Genomic DNA, 25,797 nt, shown 5'->3' with positions numbered 1-25,797 from the left:
AATGCGCCGATTCCGATGCAACGGCAGTCCCCGGCGAGGGGTGAAGCCGCTTTCGTCGGGATGGACGCTAATACGCTGAAAAGAAATTAACTCCGCGCGACATCGTGAAATAACTATTTATCGGCGACTGGATCACGACCGCTCCCGTGCTTGCATTTTCTTACGTTCATTGTCAGTTCTCCGGCTGTAACGCAGTTATTGTTGGGCAAAAAAAAACGCCTGGCTGCCATCGAGGGAGGGTAGCAAGACGCCGTTGTCCAAGGTTCTCGCGCCGCCATTGGCGCGTTGGGTTTGCTTGTCTCTAAAGCACGTTTAGTGCCATGTTCTAAGGCCGGGAAAATGTCGTGATGAAGAGGCCATCGGTGCGGGAAGATTCATTGCCTGTAAGCAGTAATCCGGCGCTAATTGCACCAAAAGTGAAGAAATGCTCACATTTAGGGCGTCGTCATGGATTGTGCGTCGTATTGAGGCGGAAGCTTGATTCAGGAACCCGCTGCTTCCCGCAGCGATTCCAATTCCTCCCAACGTACATAGGCCGAGTCCAAAACCTCTTGCCGCTCAGCCAGGCGCGCTTGGGTTGCGGTAACCGCCTCCTTGCCTTGCTGATAGAATTCCGGCCGAGTCATGGCCTCGTTCAATGCGTTAATTTCGGCCTCCAAGTCCTCGATCTGTTGAGGCAGCTTCTCCAATTCGCGCTGTTCCTTGAATCCGAGTTTTCTGGGTTTTTCCTTAACCGATTTTTGGAGAGCGGGCTTTACGTCGGTTGGCTTGCCCTGAGCGACTGGCTCAGGTGCGGGACGCTGCCTGAGCCAGTCGTCGTAGCCGCCCACGTAATCGTTGACCACGCCGTCGCCCTCGAACGCCAGAACGCTGGTGACGAGATTGTTCAGGAAAGCGCGGTCGTGGCTTACCACCAGCACCGTGCCGTCGTAATCGGTCAACAGCTCTTCCAGCAATTCCAGCGTGTCGGCGTCCAGGTCGTTGGTCGGTTCGTCAAGTACCAATAGGTTCGCGGGCTGAGTAAACAGCCGGGCGAGCAGCAGTCGGTTGCGTTCGCCCCCGGACAGCGACTTTACCGGCTGGCGCGCCCGCTCGGGACTGAAGAGAAAGTCCTTGAGATAGCCGATGGCGTGAACGTTGCGGCCGTTGACGGTCACCCGGTCGCTGCCTTGAGCGACATTTTCAATAACTGATTTCTCTTCTTCGAGTTGCGATCGGTACTGGTCGAAGTAGGCAATCTGCAGATTGGTTCCCAGGCGGATACGGCCGGAGGTCGGCTGCAAATCCCCGAGCATCAGGCGGAGCAGGGTGGTTTTTCCGCAGCCGTTAGGGCCGATGATGCCGATTTTGTCGCCGCGCAGGATCGTGGTGGAGAGCTTGCGCACGATCGGTTGATTCCCGTAGTCGAATCGAACGTCCTCGGCTTCCACCACGAGCCGCCCGGATTTTTCCGCTTGCTGGAGCAGCATGCTGACTTGGCCCGTGCGTCCCCGCCGTTCGGCGCGCTCTTGGCGCATGTCGACCAAGCGGCGTACCCGGCCCATGTTGCGCGTGCGGCGCGCCTTGATGCCTTCGCGAATCCAGGCCTCTTCCTGAGCCAGCCTTTTGTCGAATTCCGATTGAGCCTTGGCCTCGGCGTCCAATTGTTCTTCCTTGCGCTTCAGATAGGTGGCGTAGTCGCCAGGCCAGTCGAACAGCTTGCCCCGATCTAGTTCGATAATCCGAGTTGCCAGCTTTTGCAGGAACATCCGGTCGTGGGTGATGAAGATCAAGGTTCCCGGCCAACCGAGCAGGAACTCCTCCAGCCACAGGATGGCCGCGAGATCCAGGTGGTTGGTAGGCTCGTCGAGCAATAGTACGTCCGGCTCGCTGACCAGGGCTCTTGCCAGCAGCACCCGGCGTTTCAGCCCCCCCGACAGGGACTCGACATCGACGTCCATCGGAAGATCAAGCCTGTGAAGCAGGGATTCAACCTTTCGGTGGATGTCCCAGCCCCCAATGGCATCGATGGCGTGCTGATATTGCTCCAGTTCCGCCAATACCGCCGGATCCGAGTGCGTTGCAACACGATGGGATACGTCATGGAACCGCCGAATCAGCTCGCCGGTATCGCCGAGTCCACCCGCTACGACGTCGAATACGCTGCCGGTCGCGTCGAGCGGAACCTCCTGATCGAGCCGGGCTACCCGCAAGCCTTCGGACGTGACGACCTCGCCGTCATCCGGGATCAAATCGCCGGCCAAGAGCTTGAGCAGCGTTGATTTTCCCGTTCCGTTGCGGCCGACGAGGCAAACCCGCTCGCCTTTGTCCAGGGAGAAACTGATACCGTCCAGCAGAGGCTGACCGAAACTGACGTGTATATTGCGGAAGGTAATTAGAGCCATCGGAAAGTAGAGTATAAAAAATCAGGATTTTACGCGTAGACGGGAGTTATCGCACCGAGTCGGGCCGATCAGGGCTCAACGGGATTTCCGTACGATAACCACACGGAACTCAGGGAGCACAGTGCGAGGTCGGCGCGATGATACGCAGATAACGCTGAGGCCGCCGTTCTTCATACAGTGTTATCCGATTTACCACATCCTCGGCGCTGGTTTTGCCGATGGGTCCGGCTACGGTTCGCCCCGTCGCGGCGGCGAGTAAGTGTACATAGGTTTCGTGCGGACCGGAGGCTAAATTCGAGTGAACCAGGGTGGCGCCCACGTCCCAGGGCGATTCGTTTTCCGGTGCGCTGCTGCCCGGATTGCACATGCCGAGCACGATCAGACCGTTCGGCTGGACGAGCGAACGCAGGCTTCGGGCGAAGCTCCGGAACCTGTCCGGGGCAAGCTCGTCGGATAACCGGGAAACGAAGAGCGGATTCCGGCATACCGATTCACAGACCTCGCGCTTGGTCTCGCGATCGGCAGCATTTGGAATGGCGGCCAAAATCCCGGCTGGGCATTGGCGTTCGAAGCATGCGGTATCCAGGGACTGCAGTTTGCGCTCTTTGCGTATCAGAATTTTCCGGGCCTCGGCGGGATCCATTCGGGACAGTTCTTTCCATCGTTTGTCCATGAATCCGCTGAATTCCCGATTCTGGTTGATATTATAGGTAACGGTAAAAGTTTCCTCGATTCCGGGCTGCGCCTCCACGACCCGGATTGCTTTACGCTCGTCTCCTTCGAGACTTAGGGTGTTTCGCAGGATGCGGTCGTTGAGAATGGGGCCGTCGAATCCGCCATGGCCGATAAGAATCACTCGGTCGAAAGGCCGTGACCGCTGCATCAATAAGCCGGCTTGCCGGTGATAGTCGTCCCAGACGCGGATATCTCGCAACCGGGTCACCTGTGCCGAGAAACGGGCGCGGTAGAACGCCTCGATTTGCGCGGCCGGCTGTTCCGGCCAGCGCTCGCTCTCTCCGGAATCCTGATCTTTCCTTAACAGCGGAATAATCAACACGCGAGCCGGCGATCGAACAAGGCCCGGTTCGGTTGCCGAGGCTAATTCAGGCCGGCACCCACGGTCTTCGGCTACCGGCGCCGGCATAAAAGACAGGGACAGAAAGAAAAACGTAAGCCCTTTAACGAGGGCCGCTTTTGGATTCAAGACGGCAACACGACAACCCTTGTTCCGAATTCGACTCGATAAACGCCGTCGCGTTGCCTAAGGGCGATGGAAAAGAGGAATTAAGAAAGCCGAAAACGTTTCCCCCCGGCCGACCCGGCTTCTCGATCGGGTGACTTCGGAAGCCGTTTTGTCATTCATCAGGCGCCGAGCATGGCTTGAAGACGGTTTTTATCGATTATGGATGGGTTTGTAGGCGCGTTGCGCCTCTCCAATATAAATCTGGCGGGGTCTGGCAATCTTCATGCCGGGTTCCTCGATCATTTCTTTCCAATGGGCAATCCAGCCCGGCAGCCTTCCCAGGGCGAACATCACCGTAAACATATTCGTCGGAATCCTCATGGCGCGGTACAGGATTCCCGAGTAGAAATCGACATTGGGATAAAGCTTTCGTTCGATGAAGTAGGAGTCGGTGAGCGCCACTTCCTCAAGGCCTTTGGCGATCTCGAGGATTGGGTCGTGAATGCCCAGTTTTCCGAGCACTTCGTCGCAGTGCTTTTTGATGATCTGCGCCCGGGGATCGTAGTTTTTGTAGACCCGGTGCCCGAACCCCATAAGTCGAAAAGGATCGTTTTTGTCCTTGGCTTTGTCGATGAATTTCTTGTAATTTCCGCCGTCGGCGGCGATCGCCTCCAGCATTTCGATAACCGCTTGGTTGGCGCCGCCGTGTAGCGGTCCCCACAAGGCACAGATCCCGGCCGAAATGGACGCAAAGAGATTGGCCTTGGAAGAGCCGACCATTCGGACGGTAGAGGTGGAGCAGTTCTGCTCGTGATCGGCATGCAGAATGAACAATACGTCCAGCGCCTTGCGCGTCACCTCATCCGGTTCGTACAGTTTGACGGGCGTCGTGAACATCATGTGCAGGAAGTTGGAGAGGTAGTCCAACTCCGGCCGGCTATAGACGAAGGCTTCGCCAACCGACCGCTTGTAGGCGAAGGCGGCGAGCACGCGCACTTTGGAAAGGAGGCGGGTAATCGTTTGGTCCCGCTCGTGTAGCGACTGATCCGGCTTCAACAGCTCCGGATGATAAACCGAGAGAGAGCACACCATCGCCGAAAGAATGGCCATGGGATGTGCATGGCCGGGATACGAGGTGAAGAAGCTCTTCATGTCCTCGTGAATAAGCGAGTGGAAGAGTACCTTATCCTTGAATTTCGTATACTGCTCGGCCGTCGGCAACTCGCCGTAAATGAGCAAGTAGCAAACTTCCATGAACGTCGACTTTTCACAGAGCTCGGCGATGTCGATCCCGCGGTAGCGAAGAATCCCTTTTTCGCCATCGATGTAGGTGATGGCGGATGTGCAGGAGCCTGTGTTGGCATAGCCGGGATCGAGGGTGATATAACCTGTCGATGCCTGGAGGCGGGTGATATCCAGTCCTTTTTCATTCTCCGTACCGGTAACGACGGGGATATCGAAGAGGTTTCCGTCCAGTTCGAGCTTTGCTGTTTCTGCCATAACGCTAAAAAACCTTGAATGACGCTTGGGTATACTCGTTTCGGTTTCAGTGTAACGACAACCGGTCGCCTAACGCTACCCTACGTCAAGGAATGCCGGGTAGGCTTCATAGCTTTTTAAAACTGTCGACTCGGTCACAATGTCACAAAATGGTAACATTGGGGCGACAATGGAACGCTCTTTCTATTGCTTTGTTAAATAAATAATTTCTCAAACATCTCTAATGCGTATCGCCTTGGGTATCGAGTATGACGGCCAAGCCTTTGCGGGCTGGCAGTGGCAGAAGGGGAGGCGCACCGTCCAAGCCGCGGTCGAAGACGCTCTGAGCCGTGTTGCCGCGGAGCCGATCCGCGTGACATGCGCTGGCCGAACGGACGCAGGCGTGCATGCCTTCGAGCAAGTCGTCCATTTCGATACCAACGTGTACCGGACGCCATATTCCTGGCTCATGGGAACGAATACGGCGCTTCCCGAAGAGGTGCGTATCCTCTGGGTCCAGGAGACGTCCGAGGATTTCCATGCGCGCTACAGTGCCATAGCTCGATTCTATCGGTACGTCATCCTGAATCGTCCGATGAAGTCCGCACTGCTCAGGCGTCAGGTCACCTGGCATTTTCATCCGCTCGATGAGGAATCCATGCAGGAAGCGGCGAACCATCTTATCGGCGAACATGATTTTTCCTCTTTTCGAGCTCAGGATTGCCAGTCCAAGAGTCCCATACGCCGGATGCATTTCATCCATGTGCGCAGGGAAAGCGACAGGGTAATCATCGAGTTGTGCGCAAATGCCTTCTTGCATCATATGGTGCGCAACATCGTCGGAGTGCTGACGGAGGTCGGATCGGGCAAGCAGCGTCCAAACCGGACCGCCGAGGTTCTCGATGCTCGGGACCGAAAGTGCGCCGGTGTTACGGCACCGGCTGACGGGTTATACTTAGGCGGAGTTTATTATCCGGAACATTTCGGTCTACCCCGTCACCCGGTATTTGATCACCTGCCAGAAAACGCCAGCCGTTATATTCCTTCGGAAAACGAGTGAAATTCCCGTATCCCTTCCGTAGAACTCGCGTTAAAATTTGCGGCTTCACTCGCCCCGACGACGCGTTAACCGCTATTCGACTGGGCGCTGACGCCATCGGCTTAGTTTTTTATCCGCAGAGCCCACGGAATCTCGACATCGAGACCGCGCGAAGAATTGTGTCTGCTTTGCCGCCGTTTGCCACGGTGGTCGGGCTGTTCGTCGATGAAGACGAAATCGTCGTCCGTGAAGTTCTGGAACAGGTGCGTATCGATTTGATCCAGTTTCACGGTGAGGAGACGCCGGATTACTGCGGCTGTTTCGGCAAACCCTATATCAAGGCCGTGAGAATGCGGTCCGGAATGGACTTGGCGACGGTTGTGAACGCATACCCGGATGCCGCCGGTTTTCTATTGGATGCGTGGCATGCAGATGCCAAGGGGGGCACCGGGCATCGCTTCGATTGGGAATTGATCCCGAAGGAACTCCGCCAATCGGTGGTGTTGGCCGGAGGGCTTGCGCCCGATAACGTCGGGGAAGCCTTGCGGACGGTGCGGCCTTACGCCGTTGACGTTTCCAGCGGCGTGGAGAGCGGTAAGGGCATCAAGGATGCCGGTAAAATGGCGGCGTTTCTAAAACAGGTACACGAATATGACCATACAGCACACATCGACTAAACCGTACAACTTGCCCGACGAGAGAGGACACTTCGGGCCTTACGGCGGCGTATTCGTTGCCGAAACCTTGATGCATCCGATTCAAGAGCTAAGGGAAGCGTATCAGCGCTATATGAAGGATCCCGAGTTCCTCGCCGAATTGGACTACGATCTCAAGCATTACGTGGGACGTCCTTCGCCGATTTATTACGCGGAACGACTCAGTTCGACGCTGGGCGGCGCGCAAATATTCCTGAAACGCGAAGATCTCAATCATACCGGGGCCCATAAGGTCAACAACACCGTAGGACAAGCGCTGCTGGCCAAGCGTATGGGCAAACAGCGCGTCATTGCTGAAACCGGCGCCGGGCAGCACGGAGTGGCTACCGCCACGGTCGCGGCTCGCTTGGGAATGGAATGCGTGGTCTACATGGGAGCGGTCGACGTCGAGCGTCAGGCACTCAACGTGTTTCGGATGAAATTGCTCGGGGCAACCGTCGTGCCGGTGGAGTCCGGTTCGAAAACCCTCAAGGACGCGCTGAACGAGGCTATGCGCGACTGGGTTACGAATGTCGACAATACCTTCTATATCATCGGTACCGTGGCGGGACCTCATCCTTATCCGGCGATGGTTCGCGATTTTCAGGCGATCATCGGCCGCGAAGCCAAACAGCAGATGAAGGATTTGGCCGGAAGCCTGCCGGATGCGCTGGTTGCTTGCGTTGGAGGCGGTTCGAACGCCATCGGCTTGTTCTATCCCTTTATCGACGAGCAAGGCGTTGCGATGTATGGCGTCGAGGCGGCGGGCGAGGGCATCGCGACCGGTCGCCACTCGGCGCCTCTGAGCGCCGGCAGGCCGGGCGTTTTGCACGGCAATCGCACCTATCTCATGGAGGATGAGGATGGCGAGATCATTGAAACCCATTCGATTTCCGCCGGCCTTGATTATCCCGGCGTAGGCCCGGAACATTCCTGGTTGAAGGACAGCGGGCGTGCGAATTACGTCAGCATCACCGATGACGAGGCAATGGAGGCCTTCCACACACTGACTCGGATCGAAGGGATCATCCCGGCATTGGAGTCCAGCCATGCCGTGGCCTACGCCATGAAACTCGCGCCCACCATGAGCAAGGATCAAAGAATCCTGGTCAACTTGTCGGGACGCGGGGACAAAGACATCAACACCATTGCAAGGCGCGAAGGAATTACCCTGTGAGCCGTTTGACCGCCAAATTCCAGACTTTAAAGCAAGCCAACCGGAAAGCTCTCATCCCCTTTATTACCGCGGGAGATCCCCATCCGGATTTTACGGTTCCGGCGATGCACGCCATAGTAGAGGCCGGTGCCGATATCATCGAATTAGGCGTGCCGTTTTCCGATCCGATGGCGGACGGTCCCGTAATCCAAAAAGCCAGCGAGCGCGCTCTGTTGCATAAGATGAGCCTGCGCCGGGTGCTGGACATGGTGGAGCAGTTCCGTTCGACAGACAGCGAGACGCCGATCGTCCTGATGGGGTATCTCAACCCGATCGAGTGCATGGGTTACCGCGCGTTCGCCGACAGAGCGAAAAGTGCGGGCGTCGATGGCGTCCTTACCGTGGACATGCCTCCCGAAGAATCGTCGGATCTGTTGTCGCTTCTGGAGCAAGCCGGCGTCGATCCGATTTTTCTGCTCGCGCCCAATAGCACCGATGAGCGGATATGTAAGATGGGCCAGCTGGGACGGGGCTATTTGTACTACGTTTCTCTGAAAGGCGTGACGGGCGCGTCGCATTTGGACTTGAGCGATGTCGAGCGCAAGCTTTCCGAAATCCGCGCGCTCACGGATTTGCCGCTGGGCGTCGGATTCGGCGTCAAGAATGCGGAAATCGCGGCCACGATATCCAAATTTGCCGATGCGGTAGTGGTAGGTAGCGCGCTGGTTGAAAAAATCGAGGTCGCGCAGAGTAATCTCGGACGGGCGCTCGACGACATTGTTGATCTGTTGAAATCCATGCGTGCCGCAATGGACGCATCACCTTCGCGAGAGTTATGACCTTGAGCTGGTTTCACAAATTAGTACCTTCGAAAATCCGCACCGAAGCTTCCACGAAGAGCGCGGTACCCGAGGGTTTGTGGAGCAAATGTCCGGCCTGCAATGCAATACTGTACAGGTCGGAAGTGGAAAGGAATCTGGAGGTTTGCCCCAAGTGCGCTCATCACATGCGCATCAGCGGGCGCAAACGCCTTCATTTGTTCCTCGATCCCGGCAATCGGCAGGAAATCGGCGAAGGCCTCGCGTCGGTTGACCCGCTTAAATTCAAGGACAGCAAGAAATACAAGGATCGCTTGAACCAAGCGCAAAAGACCACCGGTGAGAGAGACGCGCTGATCGTCGTAGCCGGGCAGCTTCAGGGACTCCCTCTGGTGACGGCCGCATTCAATTTTGAATTCATGGGCGGCTCAATGGGATCGGTAGTGGGGGAGCGATTCGTGCGGGGAGTTAACCACTGCCTCGAGCAGGGAATTCCACTGGTTGTATTCAGCGCCAGCGGCGGTGCCCGTATGCAGGAGTCGTTACTGTCCTTATTTCAGATGGCGAAAACCAGCGCCGCCTTGGCGCGGCTGGCCGATGCAGGCATTCCTTTTATTTCCGTGATGACGGACCCGACGATGGGCGGCGTGTCTGCCAGCTTGGCCATGCTGGGTGACATCAACATCGGTGAGCCAGGCGCTTTGATCGGTTTTGCCGGGCCGCGCGTCATCGAACAGACCGTCCGTGAAAAGCTGCCGGAAGGATTTCAGCACAGCGAATTCCTGCTCGAACACGGCGCTTTGGATATGATTGTCGATCGTCGGGAAATGCGTGAGAAGATCGCATCGCTGCTCGCCATGTTGACATGCGAAAGGCCCGCGGCTGCAAGCGCCGAGGCTGTAATCGTGGAGAAACGCGCCGAAAGAGCCGAAACGGTTGCCGCGGCCTATACGGCTCTTTCTGCCGACGAAATCACGGGCGACGAATAAGTCCATGCGTTTCAACACGCTGGCCGAGTGGCTGGCCTGGCAGGAGACCCTGCACCCGAAGTCCATTGATCTTGGTTTGTCCCGCGTTAAAGAAGTCTACGGGCGGCTTGGCAATAGCGGAAAGCCGCCCTTCACTATCACCGTTGGCGGTACCAACGGAAAAGGTTCCTGCGTGGCAATGCTGGACGCCATTTTGCGCAGCGAGGGATACCGGGTGGGCACCTATACTTCGCCGCATCTTCTTCGCTATAACGAGCGAATTTGCATTGACGGGCAACCCAGCAGCGACGACCGAATTTGCGGTGCGTTCGAGCGTATAGAACGTGTGCGTGAGGAGATTACCCTTAGTTTTTTCGAGTTCGGTACATTGGCGGCGCTCGATATCTTCGACGCTGCCGATCTGGACGTCCAGGTGCTCGAAGTCGGTTTGGGCGGGCGTCTGGACGCCGTGAACATCATCGACGCAGATGTGGCCTTGATTGCCAGCATCGACCTGGATCACCAGGATTGGTTGGGTGATACCCGCACGGCCATAGGATTGGAGAAAGCGGGCATTTTTAGATCTGGGAGACCTGCGGTAGTCGGAGATATCGACGTGCCGGCGGCCGTGGTTCAATACGCTGAGGAGCATGACGTTCCACTTTCGTATCTGGGACGGGATTTTAGATATGAAATGCTCAGTGGCAGTTGGGACTGGCTCGGACGGAATGCCGAACTCACGGATTTGCCGTTTCCGGCACTAAAAGGCGATCACCAGTTAATAAATGCATCGGCTGTGCTGGAGACCTTGCATAGAGTTGAAAGCCGCTTGCCCGTATCGCCAGCAGCGATTCGTGAGGCATTGAGAAATGTCACTTTGGCCGGACGGTTTCAATACATCCCCGGAAGCATTCCTGTATTATTGGATGTGGCGCACAATCCCCAGGCCGTAAGGGTATTGGCGGATCATCTGCGCCGCCAGTTTAGCGGGAAAACCATACACGCGGTCTTTGCCGTTATGCGGGACAAGGACATTTCCGGGATAATCAATAATATAAAAGACCTGGTTGAACATTGGTATTTGGCGCCCCTCAAAATGCCCCGAGCGGCGACTGCCGATCAACTTTTGGCTGTTTTTGACAGTCTTGGTGTCTCAGCGGTCCGCTCGGGTTTCCCCGATGCCGCGGCGGCATTTGATGCCGCTAGACGGAGCGCGGAGAGCGATCACCTTCTGCTTGTGTTTGGCTCCTTCTTTTTGGTTTCCGAGTATTTGGCTCATATGAACTGAGAGGTTGTGAAAAAGCCGTCGCGAGCGGCCCGAGTCCGTTCCGAGAAGCGCAGGCGTACAAAGGGGTACGGCGAGCAGGAGCGGACTTGGGCTGCGTAGTAGATTTTTTCACAACCTCTGAGTCCGAGGTGTACATGGATCAACAACTGAAACAACGTCTCATCGGCGCCACCATCATCGCCTCTCTGGTGGTTATTTTCGTGCCCATGCTGTTCGAGGACCGGCAGGGAGATCAAAGCACCGTCGGCGCGGGCGATATTCCGGCGCTTCCCAGGGAGATTGAGGAAAGATCCATCGAGCTGCCGAAATCGGCAGCCGAGGCTGCTCCGTCGGACGAACAAGAAAATGCCGACACGGGTTATCGGATTATTCCTTTGACGGATGGAGACTCCAAGACGGCGGAGAGCGAGCGGACGGCTGTAGCCGACTCCGGCGAAAAATCCGGAAATCGCGAGGACCCTGCGGCGAACAGCGATTCGATAACCGCCGATGATGGCGTGATTGAGGACACCGGTATCGAGCAAAGCCGACCCGCGGCTAAATCCGCCGGTCAGGAAAGCGTTCAGGCGGTTAAAACCGAAAAACCGGTGGCCACTAAAGTAAAACAAGCCCCGGTCAAAAAAAGCAAGCTCGAACCGGAGCCGCTAACGTTTACCTCGGACGAGGAAGTTGCGAGTGATTCTGCGCCGTCCGAGCTGCGTGGAAGGACTGAACAATCGGTTGCACCGCCTAAAACGAAAGCAAAGGCGGCACCTGCGAGGTCGGCCGAAGCGGGACCGAAGAAGCCAGAGGCGACAAAGACAGTCGAACCCTCTGCAGGCGTTAAGTCTGTCTCGTCCTCGTTCCAAAAATCGGCGCAGACCAGGCCCTCTTTTGACAATGCGAGACCTGTACAGCCTGAATCAGTCGCAAAAGCTGCTGAGAATCCAACCAGGCCGACAATGGGAGCTGCGCCCGCCAAGCTTCCGGAACCGCAGGTCCCCGCGTCGGAACCCAAGCCGGGGGAGTCCGATGATCTTGCGGCGTGGGTTGTTCAAACCGGTAGCTTCACTGCCGAGGGCAATGCGCGATCGCTGGCCGACAAGCTGAGAAAATCGAACTTTCCCGCATTTGTAGAGGTCGTTACCAATGCCGGAACTTCCGTCTACCGAGTCCAAGTAGGCCCTGAATTGAACCGGACGCGGGCAGAGCAGGTGCAGAAGCAGATCGAAAATACGGTCGGCATAAAAGGTTTCGTGGTTCCGCATCCTTAATCGGTGGCGTGGCTGGATACCGGACTTTTTACAAGACGATAATCAATTCTACTGTCGGCATCGGTACGACATGCCTAATCTGGTTTGGATCGATTACTGTATTGTCGGGATTATTGGTCTATCGGCCCTCATCGGCCTATTGCGCGGCTTGATGCGCGAGGTGTTTTCGCTCTGTGCTTGGATTTCCGCCGCTTGGATCGGCTTGCGCTTCAGCCGTGATTTTTCAGTTTATCTCGATTCTGTAATCTCAATTCCTTCCGCCCGGATTGCCGCGTCATTTGCGGTGCTTTTTTTCGCCAGCTTGATATTGGCCAGCTTAATTGGTTTCTTGCTGTACAAACTGGTGCAAAGTACCGGGTTGACAGGTACTGACCGTCTTGCGGGAATGGTGTTCGGAATCGGCCGCGGGACGATTGTCGTTGCAGTGCTGGTTCTTCTCGCCGGAGTGACTCCTCTTCCGGAAGATCCTTGGTGGAAAGAGTCTGCGTTGATTCCACCGTTCCAATCTTTAGCTTTGTGGCTGCGTGACCAGCTTCCCTCGGATTTCGGCGGCTATGTCAAGTTTCGATGATTTTCCCTCGTTAAGTGAGTTGATCTATGTGTGGTATTGCCGGCATCGTTTCCAGTGACGAAGTCAATCAGGAGCTTTATGAAGCCCTGACCGTATTGCAACATCGGGGACAGGATGCCGCGGGTATCGTCACCTGCGAAGGTGATCGTTTTAACTTGCGCAAGGACAGTGGTTTGGTACGGGACGTATTCCATACCAGGCACATGGTGAATCTCAGGGGAAAGATGGGCATCGCCCATGTCCGTTATCCCACCGCGGGGTGCACGAGCTCGGCCGAGGCTCAGCCGTTTTACGTCAATTCTCCTTACGGGATCAGTTTGGCGCACAACGGTAACTTGACCAATGCCGAGGTACTGAAGGAAGAGCTGTTTGCCCAAGACCAACGGCATATCAACACCGATTCCGACTCGGAGGTTCTCCTGAACGTCTTCGCCCATGAGCTTCAGGAATTGGGAAAACTTCGGGTCGGTGCCGAGGACGTGTTCCGTGCCGTGGCTGAGGTACACCGGCGCTGCCGGGGGGCTTACTCGGTAGTTGCGATGATTACCGGCTTCGGCATCATCGGTTTTCGGGACCCGTACGGTATTCGCCCCTTGGTGTTCGGCGAACGCAAAACCGCCAAGGGCACCGATTACATGATCGCTTCGGAAAGCGTCGCTCTGGACGTTTTGGGATTCAAACTCATTAGGGACGTACTGCCGGGCGAAGCGGTGATCATCGAGAAGAACGGCACGCTGCATACGCGCCGATGCACCGAAAAAGTGCTTTATTCGCCGTGTATCTTCGAGTTCGTCTATTTTGCACGACCCGACTCCATCATCGACAATATCTCCGTCTACAAGGCCCGGCTTCGCATGGGCGATAAATTGGCCGAAAAAATTCTGCGATTGCGTCCCGATCACGACATCGACGTCGTGATTCCCATTCCGGATACAAGCCGGACCGCGGCTTTGCAGCTCGCTAATGGGTTGGGAGTGAAATACCGGGAAGGGTTCATCAAGAATCGCTACATCGGACGTACGTTCATCATGCCGGGCCAACAACTTCGCAAGAAATCGGTCAGGCAAAAGCTTAATGCCATCGATCTGGAGTTCAAAGATAAGAACGTGCTACTGGTCGACGACTCCATCGTCCGGGGCACCACATCGATGCAGATCATCCAGATGGCGCGCGACGCCGGAGCGCGCAAAGTCTATTTCGCTTCCGCATCCCCGCCGGTGCGTTATCCTAACGTCTATGGTATCGACATGCCGGCGGCGCATGAGCTGATCGCCCACGGGCGTAGCGAACGGGATGTTCAGGAAGAGCTCGGCGCGGATTGGCTGATTTATCAGGACTTGGACGATTTGATCGAGGCGGTCCAAAAAGGGAATCCTTCCGTCGGACGGTTTGACACCTCTTGTTTCAACAGTGATTATGTGACCGGGGATATCAACCAAGATTACCTCGATCGTCTCAGCAGGCATCGGAACGATCAGGCCAAAACCACACGCTCGGCCGATGGGTCGATCATCGATCTGCACAACGCGGGCTAGTTCCGAGACGCTTTCTTAAAGGGGATAGACGAGTTATGACCGACTGGGATTGGCAGCAATATGCCGTCGAGACTCAAGCCATACGTGCAGGGCAGAGACGGACCGCCGAGCAGGAGCATTCCGACCCGATCTTTGCGACCTCCAGCTACGTATTCGACAGCGCCGAGGATGCCGCCGCCAGATTTTCCGGCAAAGTTCCCGGCAATATCTACTCGCGCTTCACCAATCCCACCGTGCGGGCTTTCGAGGAAAGGCTTGCCGCCCTGGAAAGCGGCGAACGCTGCATCGCGGTCGCATCGGGAATGGCGGCTATCGCTACGACAGCCTTCGGTTTGTTGAAGGCCGGCGACCATGTAGTCTGCTCGCGGGGCGTGTTCGGCAACACCGTCTTGCTGTTTCAGAATTACCTAAGCAAATTCGGTGTCGCGACCACTTTTGTGGATATGACCGATTATTCGGCGTGGGAGGCGGCTGTCAGAACCGAGACGCGCTTTCTTTTTCTCGAGACCCCCTCTAATCCGCTGACCGAGATTGCGGATATTAATCGTCTTGCAACGATTGCGAAGCAAAACGGCAGTCTTTTGGTGGTCGACAACTGTTTCTGCACGCCCGCTCTACAGAAGCCCTTGGAATTGGGGGCGGACATCGTTATTCATTCGGCAACCAAGTACCTGGATGGGCAGGGACGGTGCATCGGAGGCGCGATCGTCGGCCAGCAGGAGTTATTGGATAAGGAGATTTATCCGTTTCTAAGGACGGGGGGACCCTCCATGAGCCCTTTCAACGCCTGGGTGTTTCTCAAGGGTCTCGAAACTTTGTCGATACGCATGCGCGCCCATAGCGAAAATGCGCTGAACCTTGCACGGTGGCTGGAAACCCGATCCTGGGTAAGGCGAGTGTATTATCCGGGTCTGCCATCCCATCCACAGCATGAGCTGGCCGTGCGGCAACAATTTGGGGGCGGTGGAATCGTAAGCTTCGAAGTCGAGGGAGGCCGGGAAGGGGCCTGGAAACTGATTGACGCGACCCGGATGCTGTCCATCACCGCAAACCTCGGGGATGTGAAGACGACGATTACGCATCCCGCGACCACCACCCACGGTAGACTAAGCGAAAGCGAGCGCGCCGCGGCCGGGATCGGCGACGGTTTGGTCCGTATCGCGGTCGGGCTGGAAAATATCGAAGACATCAAGGCCGATTTGCTTCGAGCCTTTTCATGATCGCTCGACGGTTTCTGTCAGCGTTCGAGCACAGACTCTCTTAACAAGAAGGAACACTCATGAAAGTATCGGTATTTGGTTCGGGTTATGTTGGTCTCGTTACCGGCGCCTGCCTCGCCGAGGTGGGCAACGAAGTGGTATGCGTAGATATCGACGAAGGCAAAATCGCCCGGCTCAACCAAGGCGAGGTTCCGATTTACGAGCCCGGTTTGGATGCCATTATCGAACGCAACATGGCCGCTAAACGTCTGCATTTCACCACCGATGTGGACTTGGCGGTCCGGCACGGCTTGTTTCAGTTCATCGCCGTCGGCACACCGCCGGACGAGGATGGATCGGCCGATCTGCAGTATGTGCTCGCCGTCGCCCGCAGCATCGGCGAACGCATGGAGGATTATCGCGTCGTGATCAATAAATCCACGGTACCGGTTGGTACGGCGGACAAGGTACGCCAGGCGATAAAAACGGTGCTCAACGATCGACAGAAGCCGTTCGAATTCGACGTGGTTTCAAACCCGGAATTCCTGAAAGAGGGCGCGGCCATCGAGGATTTCATGAAGCCGGATCGTATCGTGGTGGGCACGGATAACCCCCGCACCACCGAGCTTTTACGGGCTTTGTATGCGCCGTTCAATCGCAATCATGACCGATTGGTATGCATGGACATTCGTTCGGCCGAACTGACTAAGTATGCGGCCAACGCCATGCTGGCGACGAAAATCAGCTTCATGAACGAATTGGCGAATCTGGCGGAATGTTTGGGTGCGGATATCGAAAAGGTGAGGCTCGGTATCGGCTCGGATCCCCGAATCGGCTACCACTTCATTTATCCCGGCTGCGGGTACGGCGGTTCGTGCTTCCCGAAGGACGTGAAAGCGCTCGAGCGCACCGCACGCGACGTCGGATATCAGGCGCAGTTGCTGCAAGCGGTCGAAGGTGTCAACGACCGGCAAAAGCTAAGACTTTACGATAAGGTCAACGCCTATTTTAACGGCGATCTGAAAGGCAAGACGTTCGCTCTTTGGGGGCTGGCATTCAAGCCGAATACCGATGACATGCGCGAGGCTTCCAGCCGGGCCGTCATTGAAGCCTTTTGGGCGGCGGGCGCTAAGGTACAGGCTTTCGACCCGGTCGCGATACACGAAGCCGGCCGGTTGTACGGGAACCGTTCCGACCTCACGCTCTGCGACAGCCCTGAAGCCACGCTAAAGGGTGCCAACGGCTTGATCATCGTCACCGAGTGGAACGTGTTCCGCAGTCCTAACTTCGACGCCATCAAGTCTGAACTGTCGCATCCCGTGATTTTCGACGGCCGTAATCTTTACGATCCCGCTCGGATGAAAACACTGGGATTCGATTATTTCGGCATCGGACGGGGATCGTCCTTAGTCTAACTACGGATAACGTACAGGGTGCGTCCAAGGCGCACCCTGTAATCCGTCAGGACTCCATCAGCGCACGAACATGCGCGGCCACGCTCTTCCCTAAAGCCTCCGGGTTGTATCCCCCCTCCAAAACGGATATCAGCCTACCGCCTGCATGTTTTTTCGCCAACGCCGCCAATTCCAATGTGACCCACGCATAATCGTCCTCAACCAGATTCAAGTCGGCCAGTGGATCATCCCGATGCGCATCGAAGCCGGCGGAAATTAAAACCAACTCGGGTGAAAATCGGTCTAAGACAGGGAGAATCTTTTCAGCTAGCGCCAGGCGAAATTCCTTGGATCCGCTTCCGGCCGGAAGCGGAACGTTGATGATGTTGCCGACTCCCGTTTCTTCGGCCGCTCCAGTACCGGGATACCACGGAGACTGATGAGTGGAGGCATACAGGACGTCCTGATTCGCCTCGAAGGCCCGTTGGGTGCCGTTTCCGTGATGCACGTCGAAATCGACGATTGCGACGCGTTCGATTCCCCGGCGCTTGCGGGCATACTCGGCCGCGATGGCGACATTGTTGAACAAACAGAAGCCCATGGCCGCGTCGGGTTCGGCATGATGTCCCGGAGGCCGGACTGCACAGAAAGCATTTTCGGCCTCTTCGGCGAAAATGGCATCCGCGGCGGCGCATACGGCCCCCACGGCGTGCAAAGCCGCTTCGCCCGAGCCGGGCGAGACAACAGTGTCGACGTCGAGGTAGGCAAAACCCTGTCTGGGCACGGCGCCTAATACATAATCGATATGCCGATTGGTATGGATTAAACGGATCTGTTCGCGGGTGCCGCGCGGTGCCTCCCGCCGCTTGAGGTCGGCAAAACCCGGTTGACTGAGCGCGTGGTCGATCGAACGCAAGCGTTCTGCGCCTTCCGGATGGCCAAGGCCGGTATTGTGCTCGAAGAAACTCTGATGACTGAAGTAAATCGAAGTCATAACGAGTGTCCGGCGTGATAAACGTATAGGTGATCCATATAATACCCGAGTATAGAAGTTGGAATAGAACGGATACCGTTTGATGATCGATTGGTCCCTGGTATTGGGACACGAGATCAAGGGCTCTATCCCGGGAAACAGAGAGCGGAAATCGTTTTAGCCGACACGTAAGACCGGCTCGAATGGTGCTCGGAACTCGATTCGAGCAGAATTGCAAACTTTAGGGGAAACCATGCTGGAAGAATATCGCAGACACGTTGCCGAGCGGGCGGTGCAAGGGCTTGCGCCGAAACCGCTAAGCGCGGAAATGACCACCGCGCTGGTATCGCTTATTAAAAATCCGCCTCAAGGCGAGGAAGACTTCTTGCTTGACCTGCTGACCAACCGGGTATCGGCGGGTGTGGACGAAGCCGCCTACGTCAAGGCAGGTTTTTTGGCGGCCGTCGTCAAGAGGGAGGCAGTCTCGCCGATACTCGATCCGTATCGCGCAACCGAACTCCTCGGTACCATGCTGGGCGGATACAACGTCGCTCCGCTCATCGATCTGCTCGATCATCCGGCCCTGGGAGCGCTAGCCGCCAAGGGCTTGTCGCAAACCTTGCTGATGTTCGATGCGTTTCACGACGTTTGCGAAAAGGCCGAAAGCGGCAACGCGAATGCCCAGGCGGTCATGCGTTCATGGGCGGAGGCCGAATGGTTTACCAGCCGCCCTAAAGTGCCTGAAGTCATTACGGCGACCGTATTCAAGGTACCCGGCGAAATCAACACCGACGATTTGTCTCCCGCCCAGGACGCCTGGTCGCGGCCCGACATCCCGCTGCACGCCAAGGCCATGCTGAAAGTGCCGCGCGACGGCGTTACCAATGCCGAAGGCCAGATAACGGAGCTTAAGACAAAGGGCTGGCCGGTCGCTTTCGTGGGGGACGTCGTGGGTACGGGCTCTTCCCGCAAATCCGCGACCAACTCGGTGCTGTGGCATGTCGGCGACGATATCCCATACGTACCGAACAAGCGGTCCGGGGGAGTGTGCATCGGCGGAAAGATCGCGCCCATCTTCTTCAATACCATGGAAGATTCCGGTGCCTTGCCCATCGAGTGCGACGTAGCGCATTTGAATACCGGCGACGTCATCGATATCTATCCTTATGAAGGAATCATCAAGCATCACGATACCGGCGAGACGCTCAGCACGTTCGCCTTGAAGAACGAGATTCTGCTGGACGAGGTGCAAGCGGGGGGGCGTATTTCGCTCATTATCGGACGGGGTCTCACCGACCGCGCCCGCAAGGCTTTGAATCTCGATATCTCCCCGGTATTCCGCCGTCCTGAAGCCAAAGCCGACAGCGGAAAAGGGTATACCCTCGCGCAAAAGATGGTCGGAAAAGCCTGCGGGGTGAAGGGTGTACGCCCCGGCACCTACTGCGAACCCCACATGACGACGGTGGGGTCCCAAGACACCACGGGACCGATGACTCGCGACGAGCTGAAAGACTTGGCCTGCCTGGGATTTTCGGCGGATCTGGTGATGCAGTCGTTCTGTCACACGGCGGCTTATCCCAAGCCGGTGGATATCGATGTCCACCACACCTTGCCCGACTTCATCATGAACCGTGGCGGCGTTTCGCTCCGTCCCGGCGACGGCATCATTCATTCGTGGCTCAACCGGATGTTGATCCCCGATACCGTCGGGACCGGGGGCGATTCCCATACGCGGTTCCCGATCGGCATATCGTTTCCGGCCGGCTCGGGATTGGTGGCCTTCGCCGCCGCCACCGGCGTGATGCCTTTGGACATGCCGGAGTCGGTACTGGTCCGGTTCAAGGGCGAAATGCAGCCGGGTATCACTCTGCGGGACCTGGTGCATGCCATTCCCTATGTCGCGCTGCAGCGGGGGCTTTTGACGCTTGAGAAAAAGGGCAAGACGAACGTTTTTTCGGGACGTATTCTGGAAATCGAAGGGTTGCCGAATCTCAAGATAGAACAGGCTTTCGAGCTGGCGGACGCTTCGGCCGAGCGATCGGCCGCCGCCTGCACCGTGCGTCTGAATAAGGAACCGATCGAAGAATATTTGCGCTCGAATATCGTCCTGCTCAAATGGATGATCGAGCAAGGATATGGCGATGTGCGAACTCTTACGCGCCGCATCAAAGCCATGGAAGCCTGGCTGGCCGATCCCGTGCTGCTTGAGCCTGATGCGGACGCGGAGTATCACGAAGTAATCGAGATCGATCTGAATGAGATCAAGGAGCCGCTCTTGTGCTGTCCGAACGACCCCGACGATGTGAAGCCGTTGTCGGTCGTGGCGGGAACGCAGGTCGACGAGGTTTTTCTTGGTTCCTGCATGACGAACATCGGCCATTTCCGCGCGGCCGGTAAAATCCTGGAGAAATTCGGCAAGCAAATTCCGGGACAGTTATGGATCGCCCCGCCGACCCGGATGGATCAATTGGAATTGACCGAGGAAGGCTATTACGGCACCTACGGTAAAGTGGGCGCTCGCATGGAGATGCCCGGATGTTCGTTGTGCATGGGCAATCAGGCGCGGGTGGCGGACAACGCCACCGTGGTGTCGACCTCTACGCGAAATTTCCCGAACCGCATGGGCGCGGGTGCCAAGGTCTTCCTGGCCTCGGCGGAACTGGCCGCCGTGTGTTCCATATTGAACCGGATTCCGTCCCATGAAGAGTACATGAATTTCATGAGCGAGTTGGAGAAGGACGCTCCGGACATTTATCGCTACCTCAACTTCGACCGGATTCCGGATTATGTGAAGAAGGCGGAACAGGCCGTCTTAGACGAGACGGCTTAAGAACGTCATGCCGGCCAATCTGTTCGAGATTGCGGAATCATGCCTTTACGCGTCGTCGGTCGAAGCCAAACTTGAAGCAACCGAGCAGGCCGCGCGGATATACCGAGAAAAAGGCTTTTCCGTGGACGATCACTCGCTGCCAAAGCCGGCTTCGGAGGTCTGCTTTCCGGAGCATCCGAAGCTGGTCGATCCCAAGCACCTACCACGGCGGAAATTAACCACCGCCGCGGGACAAATTGCTTTTCTTCATGCGATTGCCCACATCGAGTTCACCGCGATTCAGTTGGCCTGGGATATGGTTTATCGGTTTCGCGGAATGCCGCCGGCGTTTTATGACGACTGGCTGGAAGTGGCAATCGAAGAGGCATTCCATTTTTCTTTGCTTCGCGGGCGGCTCCGGGACTTCGATGCCGACTACGGCCAATTCCCGGCGCACAGAGGACTATGGGAATTGGCCGAGGATACGGCACATGATGTGAAAGCCCGCTTGGCACTGGTTCCGCGAGTGATGGAGGCGAGGGGTTTGGATGTGACCCCCTCCATGATTGCGAAGCTGGACGCAGTGGGCGATGACTCTACCGCGAACATTCTCAAAATTATCCTGAGGGACGAAGTTGGTCATGTTGCACGCGGCACCCGGTGGTTCCAATACGTGTGCAACGAACAGGGAGTGGATCCGATGGCGGAGTACTTCAGCCTTGTTGAACGCTATCTCCGGGGTGCGGTTCGCGGACCCTTCAATACGGAGTTGCGTCGAGCGGCGGGATTCACCGACTTCGAGCTGGAACGTTTAGAGGCGATGGCTACGGAGAGTCCGGCCCGTATCGAGTGAGCAGCCACGGGCCGGGAGTTTTCTGTTCCTTATTCGGCGATGGCTTGCTGTTCCTGCTTCGCGCCGTAGTGGGATACGACGTAACGTTCGACTAGTTCCTGGAAGTCCTCGGCGATGTGCTCTCCCTTCAAAGTTACGGTTTTTACCCCGTCCTCGAATACCGGCGCGACCGGTTGCTCACCCGTGCCGGGCAGGCTGATCCCGATATTGGCGTTCTTGCTTTCGCCGGGACCGTTGACCACACAGCCCATCACGGCAACGTGCATGTCCTCGACGCCCGTATATTTCTTGCGCCATTCCGGCATTTTGTGGCGGAGATGGCTTTGAATCTGCTGGGCCAGTTTCTGAAAGTAGTCACTGGTTGTGCGGCCGCAGCCGGGACATGAGATAACCATCGGCGTGAACGAGCGGATGCCCATGGTTTGGAGAATTTCCTGGGCGACGATGACTTCGTGGATACGATCGGCGCCGGGTTCCGGTGTCAAAGAGATACGGATCGTGTCGCCGATGCCTTGTTGCAGCAGTACCGCCAAAGCCGCCGTGGATGCCACGATACCCTTGGACCCCATGCCGGCTTCGGTGAGCCCCAAATGCAAGGCGTAATCGCAGCGTTCGGCGAGTGCTTGATAAACGGCGATCAACTCCTGAACGCCGCTCATCTTGCATGACAGCACGATACGGCCCTTGGGCAGTCCTAACGACACGGCGCGTTCGGCGCTCTCCAAAGCCGAGGTGATAACCGCCTCGCGCATCACTTCGGCGAGTGGTCTGGCTTCGGTAAGCTGCGCATTTTCATCCAGCAAGCGGGCAAGTACGGATTGATCGAGGCTTCCCCAGTTGACCCCGATCCGCACCGGCTTTTCGTATCGGCAAGCAAATTCGATCATCTGGGCGAATTGAGGGTCACGTTTCGATCCGCGGCCCACATTGCCGGGGTTGATGCGGTATTTGCCCAGCGATTCGGCGCAGCCCGGGAACTTGTCCAGCAACTTGTGGCCGTTAAAGTGAAAGTCGCCGATCAAGGGAACAAAGCAGCCGTTTCTATCCAATTGTTCGCGTATCTGGGGTACGGCCTGTGCGGATTCTTCGTTGTTTACGGTAATGCGGACCAACTCCGAGCCGGCTTTCGCCAGATCCATCACCTGTTTGACGGTACCTCCAACATCCGCGGTATCGGTATTGGTCATGGACTGAACGACGACCGGGGCATCGCCACCGATCTGAATCTTACCTACTTTCACACCGACCGAATTTCTTCTATTTATCATGCTTAAAAACCTACTGGGATACTTCGCGAGTCCGCTATTCTATCAATGACACAGATCGAGCCTATCGCACGCCTGCGGTAATTTCCGAGTTCTTTACTTGGGTGTCAAGTTATAATTATGGAACTTAAACCAGGTGCCGGAATGGTGAGTTCTCAGGAGAAGCTCCGGCCAAAGATCAGATAAAGTCGTGCGTATTCAGTATTTCTCGGACATTCATCTCGAATTCGGTTCTTTGGAAGTCGTGCCGACGGATGCGGACGTAGTCGTCGCCGCCGGAGATATCGGCATCGGCCGCCAAGGTTTGGATTGGCTTAAATCGTTTCGAAAGCCTGTCGTTTACGTAGCGGGCAATCATGAGTTTTACAGTCAAGAGCACCTGTCCACCCTGGCAAACCTAAGTGGCGGCGCCGGCGGAAGCAACGTGCAATTCCTGGAACGGAGGGCCTGGGAGTATAACGGCGTGAGATTTTTGGGTTGCACCCTGTGGAGCGACCTCGGTGGCGAGGATAACGACCAATTGCAGGAACTGGTTTCTATTGTCAATGATTTCCGGAAGATCCGGTACCGCGCGGACACGTTGAGCGCGGAGAGCTATCTTCAGTTGCATCGGGAATCCCGCCACTGGCTCTTCGACGAACTGGCGAAGCCGTTTCCGGGGAAAACGGTGGTGGTTACCCACCATGCCCCGACGCCTTGGAGCTGGCGGGATAATCCCGGCCATCTCAAACGCTATGCCTACTGCAACGATCTGAAAGAAGTTCTGCACAGCTTTGAGATCGCTGCCTGGTTCCATGGCCACACCCATGCCGTTTCGGACTATCGCTGCGCGGGCACGCGAATTCTCTGTAATCCCCGTGGCTATTTCCCAAATCAACTCGTGAGCGAATTCGACCCCGGAAAAGTACTGGAGATATAGGCATTCCGTGAAAGCAAACCACGGTGTCTTGCTGCTCCCGCATTTAAATCGCCGGGCAACGCCGGCGATTCAGTTTTTCAGGCCATCGTCTTCCCGATTTCAAAAATTTGTTCGGCATCCAAAACTTGATCGTTACTCTCGAAAAGCTTCGCGATACAGGCGCGGTGTAGCGCTAATTTCAAGGTGCCGAAACCGATGGCTCCCCAAACAATCTTTCCGTTCCGCTCCGCTCCCCGATCCATCATATCCGTTCCGCCGATACCGATAGGCGGCGTTGCGTTCGCATCCGCCATCAGCTCGATTGACGAATTGTCCTGCCAGTGGCGAGCTTCCAACAGCTCTACACCGGCCGCGCCGGCCGCGAACACAATTTGAGCGTGTTGTATGGCTTTCGCGCGAGCATCGCTATCGGGGGCCTCTACGGGGGTCAGGTCGACACCGAACCGCTGCTTCATGTCTTGGCATGCTTTTTCGGCGCGAGGCATTTGACGCGAGGTGATCGAGACCTGGGCGCCTTCTTTGGCCAGCATCACCGCCGCACGCTGACCGACCGGTCCGGTACCGGCAAGAACCACCGCGTGTTTTCCGGCAACCGTTCCACTGGAGACGAGCTTGGCGACCCCGGCCGCGGCGGTCGTATTGCTCCCGTTGCTATCGAGCATCACGGATACCCGGAAACCGGCAAAAAATTTCTTTTGTACCGCCTTCAGGAGTTCCTGTCCGGCTATCAAATCGCTGCCCCCGATGAAAATCGCCGTATCTTTTTTGTCCTTGGGAGCTCGTGTGAAGATCGTACCGTCCACTAACGCTCCAACATTCTCCGGCGTCAGGCCGCCGTGACCGATAACGTGATCCGCACCGCCGTCATAGGCCACAACGGTGTCGAACACGGATGGATAAAAATCGGTATCAAACTGGAATAGCAGCTTTTTCATTCTTTGTCCTTGGGATGGCCTTTAACCTTTATCGTGTCTGGCGGCTTTTTTCTCGAATTTGCGCCTGCGAAAAGATTGAACCTCGGTCGCCGCAGCCGCACATACCTGAAAAACTGGAAAATTTTAACCCGCAACGTCTAGTGTTTTATACTCTCCGGCCGTTTTTCATACTACAAAACTCATGGAGCGAATCGGCATGATCAAAGACAAGACAATCCATCAGTTTTTGGACGACTTGGCCAGCAAGTCGCCGACTCCGGGCGGCGGCAGCGCAGCGGCTATCATGGGGGCCATGGGTGCTGCATTGGTGAGCATGGTTTGCAATCTCACTATAGGAAAGAAAAACTACGAGGCCGTCGAACCCGAGATGAAAGAAATACTGACACAGGCAGAAAGCTTGCGCGCACGGTTGATGGATATGATCAGGGCCGACGTCGAAGTATTCGATAAAGTCATGGGCGCCTACGGATTGCCCAAGGAAACGGATGAACAAAAAGCCGCTAGAAGCCAGCAGATACAATCGGCATTGCGGGAAGCGACCGATGTACCCATCGAGTGTGCGAAAGCCTGTGCCGAAGTGATCAGATTGAGCAAGGCGGTGACCGAAAAAGGAAACCGAAACGTCGTGAGCGATGCGGGCGTTGCCGTGGTCGCAGGTTATGCTGCGTTGAAAAGCGCTGCACTAAATGTTTACGTTAATGCCGGTGCCATCAAGGACGAGGGGTTCGTATCTTCCCGTTTAGATGAATTGGGCGGAATTCTGAACGGAATGGACGACTTGAATGAGGAAATTTTTCAAAGCGTGAAAAGCAAGCTATAAGACGACGGCTTATCCCCATTGACCTGCGATCCAGCACGTTGATTGACGATTTAAATCAGCACGGGTATTATTGTGAATCTTGATGGTTAGCCGAACGGCTTCTCGTTAAAGAAGGTCGTGCGGGGTATAGCGCAGTCTGGTAGCGCGTCTGCTTTGGGAGCAGAATGTCGGGGGTTCGAATCCCTCTACCCCGACCAAGCGCTTGTAGCTCAGCCGGATAGAGCATCGGCCTTCTAAGCCGAGGGTCGCAGGTTCGAGTCC

The 25,797-nt window shown here is 56.3% G+C and carries 21 protein-coding genes and 1 tRNA gene; 16 read left to right on the top strand and 6 right to left on the bottom strand.

Features of this window, described 5'->3' with window-relative positions:
• Positions 1 to 482: 482 nt before the first annotated feature.
• The 3 genes from VEB01_RS13890 to VEB01_RS13880 all read right to left on the bottom strand — a co-directional run bounded on the left by VEB01_RS13890 (position 483) and on the right by VEB01_RS13880 (position 5,067).
• Positions 483 to 2,384, bottom strand: coding sequence for an ATP-binding cassette domain-containing protein (locus tag VEB01_RS13890; protein ID WP_324876403.1), 1,902 nt, complete (start codon positions 2,382 to 2,384; stop codon positions 483 to 485).
• Between the two features lie 109 nt (positions 2,385 to 2,493).
• Positions 2,494 to 3,441 carry a hypothetical protein gene (locus tag VEB01_RS13885; RefSeq protein ID WP_324876401.1) on the bottom strand — a complete coding sequence of 316 codons (948 nt, stop codon included), beginning with the start codon at positions 3,439 to 3,441 and terminating at the stop codon, positions 2,494 to 2,496.
• A 336-nt stretch (positions 3,442 to 3,777) separates the two neighbouring features.
• Positions 3,778 to 5,067, bottom strand: coding sequence for a citrate synthase (locus VEB01_RS13880; protein WP_324876399.1), 1,290 nt, complete (start codon positions 5,065 to 5,067; stop codon positions 3,778 to 3,780).
• 223 nt (positions 5,068 to 5,290) lie between these two features.
• Between VEB01_RS13880 and truA the strand changes: the two genes are divergently transcribed.
• From truA to VEB01_RS13825, 11 genes are all read left to right on the top strand, one after another.
• A complete protein-coding gene (gene truA / locus VEB01_RS13875; protein WP_324876397.1) occupies positions 5,291 to 6,106 on the top strand; it encodes a tRNA pseudouridine(38-40) synthase TruA in 816 nt (271 codons plus the stop codon).
• Positions 6,103 to 6,762: a phosphoribosylanthranilate isomerase gene (locus tag VEB01_RS13870; protein ID WP_324876396.1), complete on the top strand. Its 660-nt coding sequence runs from the start codon at positions 6,103 to 6,105 to the stop codon at positions 6,760 to 6,762. Before truA ends, VEB01_RS13870 begins: the two co-directional genes overlap by 4 nt.
• Positions 6,737 to 7,957 (top strand): tryptophan synthase subunit beta, encoded by a 1,221-nt coding sequence (trpB, locus tag VEB01_RS13865; protein ID WP_324876394.1) that lies wholly within the window; start codon positions 6,737 to 6,739, stop codon positions 7,955 to 7,957. Before VEB01_RS13870 ends, trpB begins: the two co-directional genes overlap by 26 nt.
• Positions 7,954 to 8,775, top strand: a complete 822-nt coding sequence (trpA, locus tag VEB01_RS13860) for a tryptophan synthase subunit alpha (RefSeq protein WP_324876392.1) — start codon at positions 7,954 to 7,956, stop codon at positions 8,773 to 8,775. The genes trpB and trpA overlap by 4 nt, the downstream gene beginning before the upstream one ends.
• On the top strand, positions 8,772 to 9,743 hold the full coding sequence (accD, locus tag VEB01_RS13855) for an acetyl-CoA carboxylase, carboxyltransferase subunit beta (RefSeq protein ID WP_414675479.1): 972 nt from the start codon (positions 8,772 to 8,774) through the stop codon (positions 9,741 to 9,743). Before trpA ends, accD begins: the two co-directional genes overlap by 4 nt.
• A gap of 4 nt (positions 9,744 to 9,747) precedes the next feature.
• Positions 9,748 to 11,010, top strand: a complete 1,263-nt coding sequence (gene folC / locus VEB01_RS13850) for a bifunctional tetrahydrofolate synthase/dihydrofolate synthase (protein WP_324876390.1) — start codon at positions 9,748 to 9,750, stop codon at positions 11,008 to 11,010.
• 134 nt (positions 11,011 to 11,144) lie between these two features.
• On the top strand, positions 11,145 to 12,263 hold the full coding sequence (locus tag VEB01_RS13845; protein ID WP_324876388.1) for an SPOR domain-containing protein: 1,119 nt from the start codon (positions 11,145 to 11,147) through the stop codon (positions 12,261 to 12,263).
• Between the two features lie 70 nt (positions 12,264 to 12,333).
• On the top strand, positions 12,334 to 12,834 hold the full coding sequence (locus VEB01_RS13840) for a CvpA family protein (protein WP_324876386.1): 501 nt from the start codon (positions 12,334 to 12,336) through the stop codon (positions 12,832 to 12,834).
• Positions 12,835 to 12,860: 26 nt separating this feature from the next.
• Positions 12,861 to 14,369, top strand: coding sequence for an amidophosphoribosyltransferase (purF, locus tag VEB01_RS13835; protein WP_324876384.1), 1,509 nt, complete (start codon positions 12,861 to 12,863; stop codon positions 14,367 to 14,369).
• Positions 14,370 to 14,404: 35 nt separating this feature from the next.
• On the top strand, positions 14,405 to 15,589 hold the full coding sequence (locus tag VEB01_RS13830) for an O-succinylhomoserine sulfhydrylase (RefSeq protein WP_324876382.1): 1,185 nt from the start codon (positions 14,405 to 14,407) through the stop codon (positions 15,587 to 15,589).
• Positions 15,590 to 15,648: 59 nt separating this feature from the next.
• Positions 15,649 to 16,983, top strand: coding sequence for a UDP-glucose dehydrogenase family protein (locus tag VEB01_RS13825; protein WP_324876380.1), 1,335 nt, complete (start codon positions 15,649 to 15,651; stop codon positions 16,981 to 16,983).
• A 46-nt stretch (positions 16,984 to 17,029) separates the two neighbouring features.
• On the opposite strand, the gene VEB01_RS13820 is transcribed toward VEB01_RS13825, so the two are convergent.
• Positions 17,030 to 17,956, bottom strand: coding sequence for a histone deacetylase family protein (locus VEB01_RS13820; RefSeq protein ID WP_324876378.1), 927 nt, complete (start codon positions 17,954 to 17,956; stop codon positions 17,030 to 17,032).
• A 232-nt stretch (positions 17,957 to 18,188) separates the two neighbouring features.
• Between VEB01_RS13820 and acnB the strand changes: the two genes are divergently transcribed.
• The gene (gene acnB / locus VEB01_RS13815; protein ID WP_324876376.1) at positions 18,189 to 20,765 is read left to right on the top strand and encodes a bifunctional aconitate hydratase 2/2-methylisocitrate dehydratase; all 2,577 of its coding nucleotides are present in this window, start codon (positions 18,189 to 18,191) and stop codon (positions 20,763 to 20,765) included.
• Between the two features lie 7 nt (positions 20,766 to 20,772).
• Entirely contained in the window at positions 20,773 to 21,597 is an 825-nt protein-coding gene (locus VEB01_RS13810; RefSeq protein ID WP_324876375.1) for a ferritin-like domain-containing protein, read from the top strand.
• 29 nt (positions 21,598 to 21,626) lie between these two features.
• Here VEB01_RS13810 and ispG read toward each other — a convergent pair whose 3' ends face one another.
• The gene (ispG, locus tag VEB01_RS13805; protein ID WP_324876373.1) at positions 21,627 to 22,865 is read right to left on the bottom strand and encodes a flavodoxin-dependent (E)-4-hydroxy-3-methylbut-2-enyl-diphosphate synthase; all 1,239 of its coding nucleotides are present in this window, start codon (positions 22,863 to 22,865) and stop codon (positions 21,627 to 21,629) included.
• Positions 22,866 to 23,052: 187 nt separating this feature from the next.
• On the opposite strand from ispG, the gene VEB01_RS13800 reads away from it, so the two are divergent.
• A complete protein-coding gene (locus VEB01_RS13800) occupies positions 23,053 to 23,781 on the top strand; it encodes a metallophosphoesterase (protein WP_324876371.1) in 729 nt (242 codons plus the stop codon).
• A gap of 77 nt (positions 23,782 to 23,858) precedes the next feature.
• Here the strand turns inward: VEB01_RS13800 and VEB01_RS13795 are convergent, their stop codons facing one another.
• The gene (locus VEB01_RS13795) at positions 23,859 to 24,716 is read right to left on the bottom strand and encodes an NADP-dependent methylenetetrahydromethanopterin/methylenetetrahydrofolate dehydrogenase (protein WP_324876369.1); all 858 of its coding nucleotides are present in this window, start codon (positions 24,714 to 24,716) and stop codon (positions 23,859 to 23,861) included.
• A gap of 196 nt (positions 24,717 to 24,912) precedes the next feature.
• On the opposite strand from VEB01_RS13795, the gene fchA reads away from it, so the two are divergent.
• Positions 24,913 to 25,536, top strand: a complete 624-nt coding sequence (gene fchA / locus VEB01_RS13790; RefSeq protein WP_414675478.1) for a methenyltetrahydrofolate cyclohydrolase — start codon at positions 24,913 to 24,915, stop codon at positions 25,534 to 25,536.
• Positions 25,537 to 25,656: 120 nt separating this feature from the next.
• Positions 25,657 to 25,733: transfer RNA gene (locus tag VEB01_RS13785), tRNA-Pro, on the top strand.
• The last annotated feature ends 64 nt before the right edge of the window (positions 25,734 to 25,797 follow it).

This window comes from Methylocaldum sp. (assembly GCF_035627495.1).
Lineage (GTDB): Bacteria > Pseudomonadota > Gammaproteobacteria > Methylococcales > Methylococcaceae > Methylocaldum.
The sequence above is the reverse complement of the archived record's forward strand: the minus strand, read 5'-3'. Positions and strand labels throughout refer to the sequence as shown.